The following is an 18,125-nucleotide window of genomic DNA, read 5'->3' on the forward strand; positions in this document are numbered from 1 at the left end:
GGCACATCAGTCCCAGTTGAGGCCGCCACGCCGCCACACATATGTGTAGGCGATGAAGACGGTGACGATGAAGAGGACCATCTCGACGAACCCGAAGACGCCCAGCGCCTCGAAGGACACTGCCCACGGGTAGAGGAAGATGGTTTCGATGTCGAAGATGATGAAGAGCATCGCGGTCAGATAGAACTTGACCGGGAAGCGGCCGCCACCGATCGGCTGCGGCGCGGGCTCGATGCCGCACTCATATGCGTCCAGCTTGGCCCGGTTGTAACGCTTCGGGCCCACGATCGGCGCGATCGACACGGAGAACAACGCGAACAACGCGCCGAGAATCAGCAGCCCGACGATCGGGACGTACGGATTGATCGTCATGCTCTCTCCTGCTCGACTGTCACCCAGATCACAGTATTGATCCAAGTTGACCAGAGGTTTACCGGGGTGTCCTGCGGAGCGCTCATACCGCGGGCGCCACCTTGGTCAGACCGTTGATCACGCGGTCCATCGCGTCCCCGCCACGCGGGTCGGTCAGATTGGCAAGCAGCTTCAGGACGAATCTCATCAGGGTCGGGTGCGGCATGCCGTGCTTGGTGGCGATCCGCATGATCTGCGGGTTGCCGATCAACTTCACGAACACGCCACCGAGGCGGTAGTACCCGCCGAAACGCAGCTTCAACTCCGCGGGATAGGCCTGCAGTGCCCGCTCCCGGTCGGCGCCCGCCGGCCGGGCCAGCGCCTGCACCGCCACCTCGGCGGCCAGCTCGCCGGACTCCATCGCATAGGCGATGCCCTCGCCGTTCATCGGGTTGACCATGCCGCCCGAGTCGCCGACCAGCAGCACGCCGCGCGTGTAGTGCGGCACCCGGTTGAAGCCCATCGGCAGCGCCGCGCCCAGGATCGGGCCAGCCGCGTTCTCCTCGTCGCGCATGCCCCAGTCGGCCGGCGTCGTCGCCAGCCAGTCGGTGAGCATCGCCCGGTAGTTGGTCTTGCCGAACGCGCTGGACGAGTTGAGGATGCCCAGGCCCACATTGGCCCGGCCGTCGCCCAGCCCGAAGATCCAGCCGTACCCCGGGAGCAGCCGGTTGGGGTCCTGCGCGCTGCGCAGCTCCAGCCAGGACTCCAGGTAGTCGTCGTCGGCCCGGGCCGGCGAGTGGTAATAACGTCGCACGGCCACACCGATCGGCCGGTCGTCGCGCTTGGTCAGGCCCATCGCGAGCGGCAGCTTGCCGGACACGCCGTCCGCGGCCACCACCAGCGGCGCGCGATACTCGACGGGTTCCTTGCCGGGACCGGCCTTGGCGGTCACGCCGATCGCCCGGCCGTCCTCGTCGAGGACCGGGCCGGTGACGGTCACGTTGGTGCGCAGCAGGGCGCCGGCCTCGACCGCGCGCCGAGCCAGCATGTCGTCGAAGTCCAGGCGCGTGCGGACCAGGCCGTAGCTGGGGAAACTCGCCAGCTCGGGCCAGTCCAGCTCGAGCCGGACACCGCCGCCGATCACCCGCAGGCCACGATTTTGCAGCCAGCCGGCCTTTTCCGAGGTGTCCACACCCATCCGGATCAGCTGCCGGGTCGCCCGCGGGGTGAGACCGTCGCCGCACACCTTCTCGCGGGGAAACTCGGTCTTCTCCAGCAGAAGGACCCGGAGGCCGTGCCGAGCCATGTGATACGCCGCGGCGGATCCGCCCGGTCCGGCGCCGACCACGATCACGTCGGCCTCGTCAGCGATCGTCGTAAGCTGCTCGTTCACGGCCTCACCTCCGTCTCGCGCGGGCTCGTGAAACACTTCACAAGCCAGCCCAGTCGGAGTCTAGGACGGCCATCGAAACGCTTGCCGGTTAGGCGACCCTAACCGGGCGTCAGGCCGTTATCCCGTTCCCCAACGCCCGGTCTGCGACATGCCGGGCGGCTCCGTCCAGGTGTTTCCGAAACGTACCGCCCATTGCCCGATCAAGCGCGACGATCAGCTGATCCACCAGGTCCTGGGCTAAGCCCGGATCCTCGGCCGCGACCAGCCTGATGCGGTTGGCGAGCTCCAGCGCACGGCGCTCACCCTCATCACGGTCGTCGATCGCGATGTCGATGTCGGTGTCTTCGATGTTCCCGAGTGTCCGCATACCTTCGTACGCTAAGCACGCGGTTGAGGCCGTTTAGGCGGTTTCGCGGGTTTTCATACCTTGGTCGCGCGGTGCAGCGCGACCACGCCGCCGGTCAGGTTGCGCCAGCCCACCCGGTCCCACGGCCCGGACTCGGCGATCCGCGCCGACAGACCCTGCTGGTCCGGCCAGGCGCGGATCGATTCCGCCAGATAGACGTACGCATCGGGATTGCTGCTCACCCCGCGCGCGACGGCCGGCAGCGAGCGCATCAGATAGTTCAGGTAGACCCGGCTGAACATCGGGTTGGTGGGATGGCTGAACTCGCAGACCACCAGGCGGCCGCCCTTGCGCGTGACCCGGCCCAGCTCGCGCAGCGCCGCGCCGGTGTCCACCACGTTGCGCAGCGCGAAGGAGATGGTGACCGCGTCGAAGACGTCGTCCGGGAACGGCAGCCGGAGCGCGTCGCCGGCCACCAGCGGCACCGTGCGCCCACTGCGCCGGCCGACCGCCAGCATGCCGGTGGACAGATCGGCGCCCACCGCCCAGGCGCCGGAGCGGACGAGTTCCTCGGTGGAGACGCCGGTGCCGGCCCCGACGTCGAGCACCCGCTCGCCCGGCCGCAGCGCGAGCGCCGCCCGGGTCGCCCGCCGCCAGCCCCGGTCCTGCCCGAACGACAGGACCGTGTTCGTCAGGTCGTATCGTTGGGCCACGCCGTCGAACATCTCGGCGACCTCGTGCGGTTGCTTGTCCAGATCTGCGCGCGTCACGCGCCTAACTGTGCCAGGCCGGGACATGAGAACGGGCGAGATGGTCGCCCATCTCGCCCGTGCTTTGTTGCGTTATATATACGACCGCCATCGGTCGGGTCCAAAAGTCGCCCCCGTGGTTGATGGCAACCGGCGGCGATAGGCATCACTAGGTCTTACGGCAGCAACATATCCAGCTGAAACGGCCCGGTACAGACGGACACCCGGCTCGTTACGAAGGAGCAATCCGCCCCTCACCGACCCGGCGAACCCGGCCTGTCTGAACGGCTGACCCACCCGGCTGTACGGGCCACTCGACCCCCTCAAACACGCCGCCGGCGGCTCGCGAACACCAGCAGCCCGCCCAACATCAGGAAGCCCACGCCGATCCCCGCCGCCGATGCCGCCACCGGCCCGGTAACCGGCAGACCCGGCCCGCCACCGCCACCGCCGGTCGGCGGGGTGGTGTCGGGCTTCTTCGGCGCCACCAGGATCTGGAACTCGTCGGTGTTGTCCGCGTCGTCGATCTCCGGCACCGGCGCGAGGGAAGCCTTCCGGGCGCGCTGCGAGGCGGCCAGCTCCTCCTCCGTCGCGACCTGGCCGGTGACCGTCATCGACCCGGTCAGGTCCACCCCGTGCTTGGCGTCCTTGTCCACGATGATCGGGAAGTACGCCGTCGCACCCGAGTGCGGCGCGAACACGTTGTTGGGGAAATCGCAGACCGCGGTCCGGGTGACCGGCCCGGCGAAGCAGTATTGGAACAGCGGCGGGGACTCGATGATCGAGAACGTGTCCACCAGGGCGCCCTCGGGCAGGTTGATCGTCACCTCGACGTTCTTGACCGGAACGTCACCGTGGTTGCCGAAGACATACCAGGCCTGGGCCCCCGCACCCGGCTCGACAGTGCCTCGGCTCGGGACGTCGGACGCGCGGATGAACAGATCCGGGCCCTGCTCGCCCGAGACGGTCAGCGGGAATTCGAAGGCTTCGTCGTCGCCGCCCTGGTGGCGGGTGTGCACAACCAGCGTGCCGGCCGGTCCCGGAGTCGCCGCCGCACCGACCTCGAGGCCCACGACGAGCTCGGCTGTCCGGCCCGGTGGCAGCGGAGCCGGGCTCAGCTCGCACTCCACAGTGTCGGCGCCGCTCGCACAGGGCCCGTCGAACTCGAAGGTGACCTGGTCGGTGTCCCACGAGTCGCGGTCGAAGGCGAGGACCGGCTCGGCCAGCGGCTCGTCGCCCAGGTTGGTGACGGTGAAGGTGATCTCCTTGTAGCCGGCGCCGACGGCGACGGTGCTGCTGGAGATCTCAACCTTGGTCTTGTTCTCCTCCGCGGGCGCGGCTTGAGCCGGCGCGATGGTGAGGAGGGCGGTGCTCACTGCCAGAAACGCCGTGACGACGCCCTGAGTCGGGCCACGCATGATCATGATCCTCTCGACGCGAGCGGCCCGGCACTCCGTGTGGAGCGCCGGGCCGGTTCGGTTGTTCAGATGACGCGGAGCGGGACTTACTTGCCGTCGCCGGGCGTGACCAGCACGACCCGGCGGCGACGCGCCGAGATGAAGAGGAACGCGCCGATCCCGAGGACGGCCACACCGGCACCCGCGGCACCGGCCGCGACCGGACCGGTCACCGGCAGCGAGGGGTCGTCGTCGCCGCCACCGCCGCCGGCGCCACCCTCGCCGGCCACCAGCACGTTGAAGCCGTCGCTGTTGTCCGAGGCGTCCACATCGAACTCGGCGACCTGCGCCTTGGTGAGCTCCTTGGCGTTGTCCGGCAGGTTCGCCGAGATCGGAGCCGCCGACCGCTGCTTGGTGACGTCGATCGAGGTGTGCGCGACCGCGGTCCAGGTGCCACCGGCCAGCGAGACCGGGCCCTTGGCGTCCGCCGAGACGACGACCTCGAACGGCACGTAGAACGCGGAGTTCTCCTTGTTCTCCGTGTCGTCCTGGTCCCACGGCAGCAGCACGATCGAGTCGTCGGTGCACGTCACCGAGCGGTTGTCCGTGCTGTACTCGCAGCCCTGGTCCTTGCTGGCGAAAGTCACGCCGGCCGGCAGCTTGACGCTCACCGACAGGTCACCGGCTGGCAGGTCACCGTGGTTGGCGAGGTAGCCATAAGCCAGGCTCTTCGCACCCGGCGCGACCGGCGCGCCGGTCAGGTTGCCCTTGGCGTCCACCTCGGTCACGTCGAGCGCGACGACCCGGAGGTCGGCGCCGGATTCCTCGGAGAGGACCACGTCGACGGTCTTGCTGTCGTTGGCGTCGTTGGTGTCGCCCTCGACGGCGACCGTGATGGTCAGCGTGCCCTGGTTGCCGCGGACGCTGCCGTCCTTGACCACCAGCGGGACGTCGATGTCGGCGGTCTCGCCCGGGCCCGGGATCAAGCCCTCGTCGATGGTGCAGGCGGCCACACCCTCGTCGAAGGTGCACTCACCGAGGTCGACGCCGACGGCCGGGCTGAGGTCGGTCGCGTCGAAGAGCACGACGACCTCCGCGGGCTTGCTGGTGCCGTTGTTGGCGAAGCTGACCGTGGCCGGCTTCTCACTGGCACCGAGCGCAATGGTCGTGCCCTTGAGCTCGAGGCCGAAGTCGACGTCGGCGGCCAGCGCCGGCGTCGCGGCGACCGCAAGAGCACCGGCGGCGAGCAGTCCGGTGGCGGACACTCGCACCAGGTTACGAATCGTCATGAAGGTGGCTCCCCGTGGACGGATAAGTCAAGGAGCGAAGGCTAGCTATTGATCTTGTTGGTGCGCGACCCCTCAAGACGGTGATGATCGTCGATTGGAGCCATTGACCCGGATGTGTCCTATTTGGCTTCTCTTAAAGAACCTTTAAGACGGTGGGTCAACCGGTACGAACGGATGAGTTGATCTCGACAGAACGTGATATCGCGAACACGGGCGACGGGACGGTTGCGTTTCGTCCATACGGAAGCGGGGGGGGGGGGGGGGGGGGGGGGGGGGGGGGGGGGGGGGTGGGGGTGTGGGTTCGCCCCGGCGGGGGCGAAAAGGGAGAACGGGGAAGAAGGGGGGGGGGGATCGAAAAAAGGGGGAGTCGCGCAAGGGTGGGGGGGGGGGTGTTTGTTTGTTGTCCGGAGGGGGGCGCCCCGCCCCCCCACGGGGGGTGCCGGCCCCCTCGCCAGTTTCCACTTCTCGTCACCCGGAGTGACCAGCACGAAGCGCCGGCGACGAGCCGAGAGCACCAGGAAGGCCCCGACCGCGAGCGCGCCGAGCCCGCCGAGCCCGCCGAGCCCGATCGACGCGGCGACCGGACCGGCGTCGAACTCCTCGATCTCCTCGGGGGTGAGCGCCTGGGCGAACTTCGGCAGCACCGCCGTCGCCTTCCGCCGCTGGCCCGCCGAGGGCTGCTCGGCCCAGGTGCGGGCGACGACCGCCCAGGAGCCGCCGGTCAGCGTGGCCGGGCCGGTGGCGTCCACCGACAGCTCGACCTCGAGCGGGATGTAGAACTGCGCCTCGAACGGGGCCTCGTCCCAGGACGGGATGTAGATGTCCTCGGCGGTGCAGGGTCACGTTGCGGCCGGACGAGTCCGCGGCGCAGCCCCTCGCGGCTGTCCACGTAGGTGACGTGCTCCGGCAGCCGCACCTGGTATTCGATGCTGGTCGCCGCCCGGTTGCCCCAGTTGCCCGCATAGGCCAGCGCCCAGCTGCGCTCGCCCGGCTGCAGCGGCTCGCCGGTCAGGATGATCGAGCCCGGGTCCGCCGTCGACGGACAGAGTGATCGTGAGGTCGCCGCTCGCGACCTGACCGTGGACGTGCCCAGGGCGATGGTCGTGCCCGTTATCCCTTCGACGCCTCGACGAGCGGGAGCTCCGTGCGGCCGGCGCCGCCGCCGGGCATCGCGATCGAGGAGAAGTGCGAGACCACCCGCTCGTCCGACGGGTCGTCCGCCGGGGTGTGGTGCACGGCCAGGTGGCGATAGAGCGTGTCGCGCTGCGCCGGGGTGCGGTCGGCGGTGCGGATCATCCAGATCAGCTCGTGCAGGTTGGAGCGGTGGCGGGCGCCGGCCGAGGAGATCACGTTTTCCTCGAGCATGATCGAGCCCAGGTCGTCGACGCCCAGGTGCAGCGACAGCTGGCCGACGTCCTTGCCGGTGGTGAGCCAGGACGCCTGCAGGTGGGCCACGTTGTCGAAGAACAGCCGGGAGAGCGCGATGAACCGCAGGTATTCCATGCTGGTCGCCTGGGTGCGGCCCTTGAGGTGGTTGTTCTCCGGCTGATAGGTCCACGGGATGAAGGCCCGGAAGCCGCCGACGCCGCCCTGCTGCTCGACCGGCGAGTCGACATAGCCGTTCGCCACGGCCAGGTCCTGCACGTCACGGATCATCCGGATGTGCTCGATCCGCTCGGCGTTCGTCTCCCCCGTACCCATCATCATCGTCGCCGTGCTGGACAACCCCTGACGGTGGGCGGTCGCCATCACCTCGAGCCACCGGGCGCCGCTCTCCTTGAGCGGCGCGATGGCCTTGCGGGGCCGGTCCGGCAGCATCTCGGCGCCCGCGCCGGCGATCGAGTCGAGGCCGGCCGCCTTGATCCGGACCACCGCCTCCTCGATCGAGACGTCGCTGACCTTGGCCATGTGCAGGATCTCGCTCGGCCCGATGGAGTGGATCACCAGGTCGGGGTAGGCCTGCTTGACCGACGAGAACAGATTTTCGTAGTACTCCACCCCGTAGTCCGGGTGGTGGCCGCCCTGCAGCATCACCTGGGTGGCGCCGAGGTCGATCGCCTCGCCGCAGCGCCGCAGGATCTCCTCCATCGAGTGCGACCAGCCCTCGGCGTGTTTGGGCGCGCGATAGAAGGCGCAGAACTTGCAGGCCGTGACGCACACGTTGGTGTAGTTGATGTTGCGATCGATCAGATAGGTCACGATGCCGTCGGGGTATCGACGCCGGCGCACCGCGTCGGCCGCCTCGCCCAGCGCGTGGAACGGCGCATCCGTGTAGAGCGTCAGCGCCTCCTCGGGGCTGATCCGGCCCCCGTCGGCGGCGCGCTGCAGGATGCTGTCGATCTCCGTCGTCCCAGTCACGCCTCCGAGCGTACGTGCCGATTCCGCGGCTCGTCAGCGGCGCGTGTCACCGCCGGGCCGGTTTTGTCGGTGGGCTTGGCTAATCTCGACGCCATCCTCAGATCGGAGAAACAGTGCTGGTCGTGCACGCCTGCTGGCTTCCGGGCGACGGCGCCCCGGGGCAGCTCGCCCTGTGGGCGGAGGAGCCCGCGCTGCCGCTGACCACGGCGTCGCGGGCCCGGGAGCGGGCGCATCCCTTCGCGGTGTCCGCGGCCACCCTGCTGGCCGCCCTCGAGGGCTCGTCCGACGACGTGCGCGACGCGCTGGTCAAGGCGATGGACGGCACGCTGACCCTGCGGCTCCCGGGCACCGGCGGCGGGCCGCTGCCGTCGCCGGAGACCGGCAGCGAGGTGCCCGGCCGCGGGATCAGGCTCACCAGCTGGCAGACCCCGGCGCTGCTGGTGCCGGGCGAGGCGGCGCTGGCCGCGCTGGGCGCCCTGGCCGAGCCCGCGCCGGACGGGCCGTGGAGCGCCGCCGCGTCACTGCGTTATCTGTGCGTGCTGGCCGGGCACTGCTGTGACCTGGCCCGGCGCGGGCGGATGCTGCCGCAGCTGGTGACCGAGGCCGGCGAGGCCGCGGCCCGCTGGCGGCCGGTGCTGACCGGCGCCGACGCCGCATCCTGGCGCGACTTCGCCGAGGCCATGCCCCCGGTCTGCCACGCCGCCGACGACGGTGGTGGCGGCGGGGGTGTCGCGACGACCCTGCGGGACGCGATCGAGGCGATGGTCGACGCCGCCGCCCGGGCGATGATGCCGGAGCGGCTGCTGCTCGGGCACCGGCCGGGGCCAAAGGCGCCGCTGCCCGACCGCTGGGCGCTCGCGCTCACCGAGGCCGACCCGGCGCTGCCCGGCGCGCGGCCGGAGGAGATCGCCGAGTTGCGCCGCACGCTGGCCGACTGGCTGCGCGCGGCGCACGAGGCGAACGGTCCGATCCGGGTCAGCTTCCGGCTCAGCGAGCCGCCGCCGGGCGAGGACGACTGGGGTCTCGAGTTCGCGCTGCAGTCGGCCGAGGACCCCAGCCTCTATCTGACCGCCGCGGCGCTGTGGGAGGGCGGCCGGATGCCCGGCCTGCCGCAGCGACCCGACGAGACGCTGCTCGCCGGGCTGGGCCGGGCCGTGCGGTTGTTCCCACTGCTGCACGTCGGGCTGCGTGACCCGGCGCCGGCCGCGATGACACTGGACACCGGCGAGGCGCACGAGTTCCTGCGGCAGGCGGCGCCGCTGCTGCAGGCGGCCGGCTTCGGGGTGCAGCTGCCCAAGTGGGCCGGCCGCAAGGGGGTCGGGCTCAAGCTCACCACGCGCACGCGCAGCAAGAAGGACGCGTCCCGGGCGGTCGCCGACTCCGGCTTCGGGCTGGACCAGCTGGTCAGCTTCCGGATCGACCTGGTGGTCGGCGACGGCGTGGTGACCGCCGAGGAGCTGGCCGAGCTGGCCCGGCTCAAGGTGCCGCTGGTCCGCATCCGCGGGCAGTGGGTGGAGCTCGACGACCGGCAGCTCAAGGCCGCGTTGCGGGCGGTGGACCGGCGGCGCTCCGGCGAGCTCACCGCGGGCGAGGTGCTGCAGCAGGTGGTGGACGGCGGCGACGAGGATCTGCCGCTGATCGAGGTGGACGCCGACGGCATGCTCGGCGACCTGCTCGGGGGCGCGGCCGAACGGCTGACGCCGGTGCCCACACCGCCGTCGTTCCAGGGCGTGCTCCGGCCGTACCAGGAAAGGGGTTTGTCCTGGTTGCACTTTCTGGCGAAGTTGGGGCTGGGCGGAATCCTGGCGGACGACATGGGGCTGGGAAAGACCGCGCAGACGTTGTCGCTGCTGCTGGCCGAGCGGGCCGACGCCACCGACGTGCTGCCCACGCTGCTGATCTGCCCGATGTCGCTGGTCAGCAACTGGCAAAAGGAGGCGGCCCGATTCGCGCCGAGCCTGCGGGTCTATGTGCATCACGGCGGCACCCGCAAGCGCGAGGACGATTTCCTGGCCGCGGTGGCCGGCGCCGACCTGGTGATCACCACCTATGGCACCGCGCTGCGCGATCTGAGTGCGCTGCGCGACATCGCGTGGGGCCGGGTCGCGTGTGACGAGGCGCAGGCGATCAAGAACAGCGGCACCCGGCAGTCGCAGGCGGTGCGCGCGATCCCGGCCCGCACCCGGCTGGCGCTGACCGGCACCCCGGTGGAGAACCACCTGGCCGAGCTCTGGTCGATCATGGAGTTCTGCAATCCGGGGCTGCTCGGGCCGGCCAAGCGGTTCCGGCGGCGGTTCCAGGAGCCGATCGAGATCCGGCAGGACGCCGATGCCACCGCGGCACTGAAACGGGCCACCGGGCCGTTCGTGCTGCGCCGGCTGAAGACCGACAAGTCGATCATCTCGGACCTGCCGGAGAAGGACGAGATGAAGACCTGGTGCACGCTGACCGCCGAGCAGGCGACGCTCTACCAGGCCGTGGTCGAGGACATGATGGCGGTGATCGAGGGCAGCGAGGGCATCCAGCGGCGGGGCAACGTGATCGCCGCGATGACCAAGCTCAAGCAGGTCTGCAACCACCCGGCGCACCTGCTCAAGGACGGATCCCGGCTGCCCGGGCGGTCCGGCAAGCTGGCCCGGCTCGAGGAGCTGACCGAGGAGATCATCTCCGACGGCGACAAGGCGCTGATCTTCACGCAATACAGCGAGTTCGGCTCGATGCTGCAGCCCTATCTGGCCGCGCACCTCGATCGGCCGGTGCTGTGGCTGCACGGCGGGCTGTCGAAGGCGCGGCGCGACGCGCTGGTCGAGCGGTTCATGACCGACGACGAGCCGATGCTGTTCCTGCTGTCGCTCAAGGCGGCCGGCACCGGGCTCAACCTGACCGCGGCCAACCACGTGATCCACTACGACCGGTGGTGGAACCCCGCGGTGGAGAATCAGGCCACCGACCGCGCCTTCCGGATCGGCCAGTCCCGCAACGTGCAGGTCCGCAAGTTCATCTGCGCGGGCACGCTGGAGGAGAAGATCGACGCGATGATCGAGCGTAAGAAGGCGCTGGCCGCGTCGGTGGTCGGCACCGGCGAGGACTGGGTCACCGACCTGTCCACCACCCAGCTGCGCGAGCTGTTCTCGCTCGACCCGGTGGCGGTGAGCTGACGTGCCGGTCGATCCCGAGGGGCGCTTCTTCGAGGGCGGGCAGCCGATCCGGGTGGACGGCGGTCTCGCGGTGCGGGCGCAGCGCGGCAACATCGGCGCTCAGTGGTGGTCGCGGCGGTTCGTGGACATCCTCGAGCAGATCTGCCCACCCGGCCGGCTCGCGCGGGGCCGCACCTATGCCCGCAAGGGGCAGGTCATCGACTTCACCCTGACGCCGGGCCGGGTGGTGGGCCGGGTGCAGGGGTCGCGGCCGGATCCCTATCAGGTCACCCTCCAGATCAGCGCCTATGACGCCGCACAGTGGACGGTGATCACCGAGTCCCTGGCCGCGCAGGCGCTCTATCGGGCCGCGCTGCTGGCCGGAAACATGCCGCACGAGCTGGTCGAGCTCTTCGACGACGTCGACCTTCCGCTGTTTCCGGCGCGCCTGGACATGGCCTGCAGCTGCCCGGACTGGAGTGTGCCCTGCAAGCACGCCTCGGCGGTGCTCTATGTGCTGGCGGAGGCCTTCGACGACGATCCGTTCCTGGTGCTGGCCTGGCGCGGGCGCAACCGGGACGAACTGCTCGACGCGCTGCGCGCCACCCCCGAGCCGGCCGAGGCGATCGACCCGCTGGCGATCGAGGAGACCCCGCTCGACGCCCGCCTGGCCGACTTCTACTCCCCGGCCATCTCGCTCAGCCGATTGCGGGAGCGTCCGGCCCGGGTGACCGCGCCGCCGGAACTGCTGCTGCGGGCGCTGGACGCACCCCCGATCCGGGTCCGGCACATCCCGCTGACCGACCTGCTGCGACCGGCCTACCGGGATCTGGGGTCTGTTTCAAAAGGGGGGTCGGAGTGAGGCGAGGTCCAGGTGTCGTCCGGCGGCTGGGCCACGCCGCAGCCCGGCCATCCCTTCTAAAACAGACCCCTAGCCTCGGACGCCGGCGGTGACGGCTCGTAGCAGGTTGCGGGGGCGGGTCAGCTCGCTCGGGTGGGCCAGCATGGTGGTGACCCGGCCGATCGCGCGGTTGAGGTCGCGGTCCTTCTGCGAGGCCTTGAAGACGATGCCGCTGGCCCAGCGGATCGCCTTGTATCCCTTGGGGTAGGGCCCGTCGACGTGCGGCAGGCCCAGGTCCGGCAGGGTGGAGACCTGCCAGGCGGCGTCCACGACGACCTTCACGTCGGCGAAATAGGACCTGGCCGCACGGCTCAGGTCGGGTTCGCCGCGCAGATAGGCGGACAGGCACGAGGCGTGCAGCATGGCCGAGGTCATGCCCTGGCCGTAGACCGGGTTGAAGGAGGCCACCGCGTCACCCGCGGCGACCAACCGGGCCGGGAAACGGTCCAGCCGGTGGAAGTCGCGGCGCCGGCTGTCCGCCTGGTGATAGGTGATCACGTCGCCGTCCCGCTCGGCGCCGTTCGCCACCGCGCCGAACTCGGGCGGGAAGTCCTCGGTGCAGCGGCGCACGTAGTCGTCGGCGTCCCGGCTGGGCCGGTCGTCGGCATAGCCGGAGATCAGCATCGTCCACCGGTCGCCCTCGATCGGGGTGAAGCCGCCGATCCGGGCCACCCGCCCGGGCGCCGGGGTGGTGATCGAGATGGTGGTCCAGACGTCCGGGTCCGGCGGGCGCTTGAACAGGGCCGTCGCGTAGTTCAGCTTGATGCCCATCCGCTGCATCGGCGGGCGCGGGAAGCCGTACTCGGCGATCCAGTCGCCGATCCGGCTCGATCGGCCGGTCCCATCCACCACGAAATCGGCGGGCACGTCGGTGTCGCCATGCCGGACCGCGGTGACCGCGCCGTTCTCGATGGTCAGGCCGGTCACCGTGGCGGAGACCGTCTTGACGTTGGGCAGGGCCAGCACGCGGTGGCGGATCAACGCTTCGAGGAACGGGCGGCTGGAGATCAGGCCGACCATTCCGGTCGTGCCCTGCGGCGACTCGTCCCGCAGGGCGCCGTCCATGTAGAACCGGGCGCCGTCGGCCGGCGGGTTCACCGCGCCGGTGCCCAGCGCCTCGTCGACGAATCCGGGGAAGAAGCGCTCCAACTGGATCTGCCCGGACGGCAGCAGCGCGTGCACCTGGCTGCCCTGTGGCACCCCCGGGCGGGGACCCACCGCACCGGCCGGATCGGCGGCGATCTCCGCGTCGGAGACGTCGAGCGCGGCCAGGTCGTCGCGCTCGATGATCAGCACCTCGTCGGCGTGGTCGCTGAGCACGCGCGCGGCCATCAGGCCGGCGATGCTGCCGCCGAGCACGACCGCCCGCCGGAACAGCACCCGTTGCCCGCTCGGCGGAACATCCGTCGAGATTTCGGCAAAGCGCCGCGCAGTGGACATCCGCAACCCCCGAACGCGAGAAATTCTCCAGCTTCAATGAACAATAAAGCTAAGAGATCGATCTCCGTCAAGATCGTGCGATGAACTCACTTCCCGTCGAGCGCAGATAGAGCCGCAGGTCATCGACCACCAGATAGCGATCCGGGTAGTTGATCGAGCGCAGCAGCGCGGTCCGGCCGGCGCCGGTGGGCACCGGGCAGAAGGTCGCGTCCGCCGCGAACAGCGCGGATTCGTCGCGGGCGTGCAGCACCAGCGCGAAGTTCTGATGCCGCAGGTAGTGGCCCGGGGAGCTGACCGACTCGAGGGAGAGGCAGCCGGCGGCGCCCAGTCCGGGCTCGACCCGGAAGGACGCCGAACCGTCCGGCCGGCCGACCCACACCCGGGACCCGCGATGCCGCACCCGCAGGCCCGGCTCGCCCACCGGCTCCAGACCGATGACCGTGCCGATCGCGGCCCACACCGGGGGCGTGGACGGCTTCGCGGTGGCCGACGGGGAGGCCGGCGGCCGGGACGTGCGTGTCGCGGTGGCCGGCGGCCGGTGCCGCACGCCGGTGGTCGGCGGCGCCGGAACGGACGGCGGCGGGACATAGGTGGGCGCCGGCGGCGGGTCGGGGAACGTCGGGGCCGGAGCGATCGCGCTGCGGGCGGGCGGACCCTCCTCGGCCGGCGGACGGTCGGAGACGATGATGACGACCAGCGCGACGACCGCGGCGAGACCCCCGATCACCAGGAGCCAGGTCACGTCGTCGCTGGTCGGCCGTCTGACGGACACAGTGGGCACGCGGTCCTCGACTTCCGTACCGCAACAGGATGCGGAAGTGATCGTAAGGGACTTCTACTGTGGACGGCGATCATCCGGCGAGGAATTCCTCGACCATCGGGGTGATCCACTCGGCGCGCTGCGGGATCGTGGTGTGCGTGGTGCCGGGGATGATCGCCAGCCGGCAGCTGGGCAGGCCTTCGAGGTCGCCGGGGACGCCGCCGCCGAGCAGGCGGAACATCTCGATCACGTGCTCCGGGCGGATGATGTCCGAGTCGCCCAGGATGATCATCGTGGGTGCGGCCAGCGCGCGGATCTCGTCCGCGGACCACTCCGGGGTGTTCGCGTCGAAGTCCTTGACCTTGGCGACCAGGGCCGGCCAGCCGGTTACCGGGTCGGCCGCGGTGCGCAGGAACTCCTCGTGGAACTCCGAGCCGTGCAGATGCTCCGGCTGCAGGTCCTGGATGCCGTCCAGCAGGCCCGGGTAGAGCCCGTCCGCGGTGAAGCTGATCGAGGCCAGCACGAGACGGCCGACGCGCCCGGGATGCCGGGCGCCGATCTCCAGCGCGACGGCAGCGCCCATGCTCCAGCCGAACAGATCGGCCACCGCGATGCCCAGGTGGTCGAGCAGCGCGACCACGTCGGCGGCGAAGTTCCGCACGGTCAGCGGGCGGTCGATGTCGGCGGTGTGGCCGTGCGCCTGCAGCTCGACGGCGATCACCCGGCGGGTCTTGGCGAGCAGCGGCAGCACGTCGCCGAACGAGGTGCCGATGGCGGAGAGCGCGCCGTGGATCAGCACGACCGGCACCTCCCCGGTCCCGTGGTCCTCGTAATACATGTCCAGGCCGTTCACGGTTGCGTAAGTCATGCCCACACCCTGCGCGGCAGCGCTTACGGGTTGCTTCAGGCGCGGTTACGGTGGCCCGATGCAGTTTGGGGTCCTTGGGCCGCTCGCCGTCACCACGAACGCCGGCGAGCCGGTCGTCGTGCCCGGCGCCAAGGTGCGGGTACTGCTCGCCGACCTGCTGGCGAACCGTAACCAGGTGGTGTCCGCCGATCGGCTCATCGACGACCTGTGGGGCGAGGACGCGCCGGCGAACGCGGCCGGCGCGCTGCAGGTGCGGGTGTCCCAGCTGCGCAAGGCCCTCAACGACGCCGAGCCGGGCGCCCGTGATCTGGTCGAGTCGCGTGCGCCGGGCTACCTGCTGCGGACATCGCCCGCGGAGGTGGACGCCGACCGGTTCACCGCGCTGGCCGAGGCCACCGACGCCGACCGGTTGGGCGCGGCTTTGGCGATGTGGCGCGGGGATGCCTATGCGGACGTGGCGGACGCCGAGTTCGTGCGGGCCGAGGCGACCCGGCTGGCCGAGCAGCGGCTGGCGGTGCGCGAGCGGCTGGCCGACGCCCGGCTGGCCCGGGGCGAGCACGATCTGGTGGCGGCGGAGCTGGCCGAGCTGATCGAGCGGCATCCGCTGCGGGAGGGATTGCGCGGGCTGCACATGCGGGCGCTCTATGCGGGCGGGCGGCAGGCCGAGGCGCTGGACAGCTATGCCGAGCTGCGCGCCCGGCTGGCCGACGATCTCGGCCTCGATCCCGGGCCCGAGCTGGTCGCACTGCACCGGCAGATCCTGGCGCAGGACACCGGGCTGAGCGCGCCGCCGACCGCCGCCCGGGTGCGCAACAGCCTGCCCGCGCGGCTGGACGAGCTGGTCGGGCGGGCCGAGGCGGTCACCGAGGTGCGCGTGCTGATCGGTGAGCGGCGGCTGGTCACGCTGGTGGGTCCGGGCGGCGTGGGCAAGACCCGGCTGGCGGTCGAGGTCGCCCGCGAGCCGACCCAAAGCCGCGAGTCGGCTCAGCGTCGCGAAGCGGCGCCGGGTGTTGCGTATATGTGTGCAGAGCAAGGAGAGGCCCTCCTGGTCGAGCTTGCCGCGCTGGCGGCGGGCGCCGATGACCAGGCGGTTGCCGAGCGGGTTCTCGCCGCGCTGGACCTGCGGGAGGCGGCCGGGGTCACCGTCACCGCGGTGGATCGGGTGCTCGGGTCCGTACGCAACAGATCGGTCTTGTTGGTCCTGGACAACTGCGAGCACGTGATCGAGGGGGCGGCTGCCCTGGCCGGGCGGATCCTGCGGGAGGCCGACGCAGTCACCGTGCTGGCCACCAGCCGGGAACCGCTGGGGCTGGCCGGAGAGGTGGTCTGGGAGGTGCCGCCGCTGGCGTTGCCGGCCGACGAGCAGGACGTCGACGCGGTGCGGCGATCTGCCGCGGCACGCCTTTTCGCGGTACGCGCGTCAGCCCACCACCGCACCTTCCACCTCGACGACCGCACCGCCCCCGCCGTGGCCCAGCTGTGCCGCCGCCTGGACGGCCTGCCGCTCGCCCTCGAACTGGCCGCCACCCGGGTCCGCGCGCTCGGCGTGACCGGCATCGTCGAACGGCTGGACGACCGCTTCCGGCTGCTCACCACGCAGCAACGTGACCGGCCCGAACGGCAGCGCACGCTGACCGCCGTGATCGGCTGGAGCTGGGACCTGCTGGCGGAGGCCGACCGTGCGGTGCTGGCCCGGCTGGCCGTCTTCCGGGGCGGTTGCACGCTGGACGCCGCCGAAACGGTCTGTCTGGCCGACCCGGACGTGCTGACCCGGCTGGTCGACCGTTCGCTGGTGGCGGTGGACGACGGGCCGGCGCCGCGCTACCGGCTGCTCGAGTCGGTCGCCGAGTTCTGCCTGCAGCACCTGGCCGACCCCGAGGAGACCCGGGCCCGGCACGCGGCGTTCTTCACCGCACTGGCCGAGCGCGCGGATCCCGAGCTGCGCGGCCCGGCCCAGCAGGAGTGGCTGACCAGGCTGGACACGGAGACGCCGAACCTGCGCGCGGCGCTGACCCACGGCGGCGGCGCCCGGCTGGCCCAGGCCTTGGCGTGGTACTGGTTCCTCCGCGGCCGGCTGACCGAGGCCCGCACGGCGCTGGCCGCGCATGGCGGCGATCCGGTCTGGCTGGCCGGCTTCGCGCTGCTGCAGGGCGCCCCGGTGACGGAACTTCCCGAGCCCGCGGATCCGCGAGCGGCCTGGTTCGTGGCGGCCGCCCTGATCGACCGCGGCGAGCTGACCTCGGCCGCCGCCCTGCTGGACCGCGTGCTGGCCGACTGCGACCGGTGGACCGAAGCGGCCGCGCTCGGCTCGCGGGCCAAACTGGCGCACGCCGCCGCCGACCTGGCCGCATTGAAGCGCGACGGCGAGCGCTGCGCGGCGCTCTTCGCCGAGCTGGGCGACCGCTGGGGGCGGCTGCAGGCCACCGACTGGCTGGGCGGCCTCGCCGAGATCGTCGGGGACTACGACCGGGCCGCCGACCTGCATCGGGAGGGGCTGCGCTGGGCCGAGGAGCTGTCGCTGTGGATCGAGGTGGGCAGCAAGATCTCCTGGCTGGCCTGGATCGCGGTGCAGACCCGGGACTACGGGCAGGCGCGTGAGCTGGGTGAGCGGGCGTTGCGGCTGGCCGAGGAGAGCGACCTGCCGGCCGCCGCGGTGTTCGCCGAGCTGAGCATCGGGTTCGCCGCCCGGCGCGACGGCAAGCTGGACGTGGCGGTAACCCACCTGGAACGCCTGGTGGCCGCGGCGGAGCGTGAGGAGCAACCGGCCCTCTACCTGCCGATGGTGCTCACCGAGCTGGGGTACGCGACCGCGTCGGCCGGCGACCGGGCGGCCGCTCTCGCGATGCAGTTGCGCGCGTTCGACGTGGCCGACGGGATGGGTGCGCCTCGAGACCTGATGACCGCCATGGAGGGCATCGCCTCGGCGGCGGCGGATCCGGAGGTGGCGGCCCGGGTGCTCGGGGCGGCGGCGGGCGAACGTACCCGGATGGAATTGAGCGCGGCGCCGGCCGAGCGTGACGAGATCGATGGGGTGACCGAACGCCTGGCTGTGGCTCTCGGTGCGGAGCGCCTCGCCGAGTTGCAGGGCGAGGGCCGGGGAATGTCCCCGGCCCAGGCCCGCGCGTTGTTCTGAGTT

The 18,125-nt window shown here is 71.2% G+C and carries 14 protein-coding genes; 4 read left to right on the top strand and 10 right to left on the bottom strand.

All coding sequences use genetic code 11. The annotated features are described in order from the left end of the window. Positions 1-6: 6 nt before the first annotated feature. The 6 genes from ACZ6TI_RS17845 to ACZ6TI_RS17870 all read right to left on the bottom strand — a co-directional run bounded on the left by ACZ6TI_RS17845 (position 7) and on the right by ACZ6TI_RS17870 (position 5,525). The gene (locus ACZ6TI_RS17845) at positions 7-372 is read right to left on the bottom strand and encodes an NADH-quinone oxidoreductase subunit A (RefSeq protein ID WP_364295106.1); all 366 of its coding nucleotides are present in this window, start codon (positions 370-372) and stop codon (positions 7-9) included. 82 nt (positions 373-454) lie between these two features. Next, positions 455-1,744 (bottom strand): geranylgeranyl reductase family protein, encoded by a 1,290-nt coding sequence (locus ACZ6TI_RS17850; protein ID WP_465346152.1) that lies wholly within the window; start codon positions 1,742-1,744, stop codon positions 455-457. Positions 1,745-1,853: 109 nt separating this feature from the next. Beyond that, entirely contained in the window at positions 1,854-2,111 is a 258-nt protein-coding gene (locus tag ACZ6TI_RS17855) for a hypothetical protein (protein WP_465346153.1), read from the bottom strand. A gap of 53 nt (positions 2,112-2,164) precedes the next feature. Continuing rightward, entirely contained in the window at positions 2,165-2,887 is a 723-nt protein-coding gene (locus ACZ6TI_RS17860; protein WP_465346154.1) for a demethylmenaquinone methyltransferase, read from the bottom strand. A 275-nt stretch (positions 2,888-3,162) separates the two neighbouring features. Further along, positions 3,163-4,257, bottom strand: coding sequence for an LPXTG cell wall anchor domain-containing protein (locus tag ACZ6TI_RS17865; RefSeq protein ID WP_465346155.1), 1,095 nt, complete (start codon positions 4,255-4,257; stop codon positions 3,163-3,165). An 86-nt stretch (positions 4,258-4,343) separates the two neighbouring features. Further along, the gene (locus ACZ6TI_RS17870) at positions 4,344-5,525 is read right to left on the bottom strand and encodes an LPXTG cell wall anchor domain-containing protein (RefSeq protein ID WP_465346156.1); all 1,182 of its coding nucleotides are present in this window, start codon (positions 5,523-5,525) and stop codon (positions 4,344-4,346) included. Positions 5,526-6,002: 477 nt separating this feature from the next. Between ACZ6TI_RS17870 and ACZ6TI_RS17875 the strand changes: the two genes are divergently transcribed. Beyond that, entirely contained in the window at positions 6,003-6,302 is a 300-nt protein-coding gene (locus ACZ6TI_RS17875; protein WP_465346157.1) for a hypothetical protein, read from the top strand. 333 nt (positions 6,303-6,635) lie between these two features. On the opposite strand, the gene mqnC is transcribed toward ACZ6TI_RS17875, so the two are convergent. Next, positions 6,636-7,883 carry a cyclic dehypoxanthinyl futalosine synthase gene (mqnC, locus tag ACZ6TI_RS17880; protein WP_465346158.1) on the bottom strand — a complete coding sequence of 416 codons (1,248 nt, stop codon included), beginning with the start codon at positions 7,881-7,883 and terminating at the stop codon, positions 6,636-6,638. Between the two features lie 113 nt (positions 7,884-7,996). Between mqnC and ACZ6TI_RS17885 the strand changes: the two genes are divergently transcribed. Together ACZ6TI_RS17885 and ACZ6TI_RS17890 are read left to right on the top strand one after the other, a co-directional pair. Further along, positions 7,997-11,041 (top strand): SNF2-related protein, encoded by a 3,045-nt coding sequence (locus ACZ6TI_RS17885; RefSeq protein WP_465346159.1) that lies wholly within the window; start codon positions 7,997-7,999, stop codon positions 11,039-11,041. 1 nt (position 11,042) lies between these two features. Further along, on the top strand, positions 11,043-11,882 hold the full coding sequence (locus tag ACZ6TI_RS17890; protein ID WP_465346160.1) for an SWIM zinc finger family protein: 840 nt from the start codon (positions 11,043-11,045) through the stop codon (positions 11,880-11,882). A gap of 69 nt (positions 11,883-11,951) precedes the next feature. Here ACZ6TI_RS17890 and ACZ6TI_RS17895 read toward each other — a convergent pair whose 3' ends face one another. From ACZ6TI_RS17895 to ACZ6TI_RS17905, 3 genes are all read right to left on the bottom strand, one after another. Further along, entirely contained in the window at positions 11,952-13,361 is a 1,410-nt protein-coding gene (locus ACZ6TI_RS17895; RefSeq protein WP_465346161.1) for an FAD-dependent oxidoreductase, read from the bottom strand. A gap of 67 nt (positions 13,362-13,428) precedes the next feature. Then, the gene (locus tag ACZ6TI_RS17900; RefSeq protein WP_465346162.1) at positions 13,429-14,133 is read right to left on the bottom strand and encodes an AbfB domain-containing protein; all 705 of its coding nucleotides are present in this window, start codon (positions 14,131-14,133) and stop codon (positions 13,429-13,431) included. 79 nt (positions 14,134-14,212) lie between these two features. Beyond that, positions 14,213-14,989, bottom strand: coding sequence for an alpha/beta fold hydrolase (locus tag ACZ6TI_RS17905; RefSeq protein ID WP_465346163.1), 777 nt, complete (start codon positions 14,987-14,989; stop codon positions 14,213-14,215). 58 nt (positions 14,990-15,047) lie between these two features. Here ACZ6TI_RS17905 and ACZ6TI_RS17910 point away from each other — a divergent pair, with 58 nt between their 5' ends. Further along, positions 15,048-18,122 (top strand): AfsR/SARP family transcriptional regulator, encoded by a 3,075-nt coding sequence (locus ACZ6TI_RS17910; RefSeq protein ID WP_465346164.1) that lies wholly within the window; start codon positions 15,048-15,050, stop codon positions 18,120-18,122. The last annotated feature ends 3 nt before the right edge of the window (positions 18,123-18,125 follow it).

This window comes from Actinoplanes sp. NPDC051388 (genome assembly GCF_055586225.1).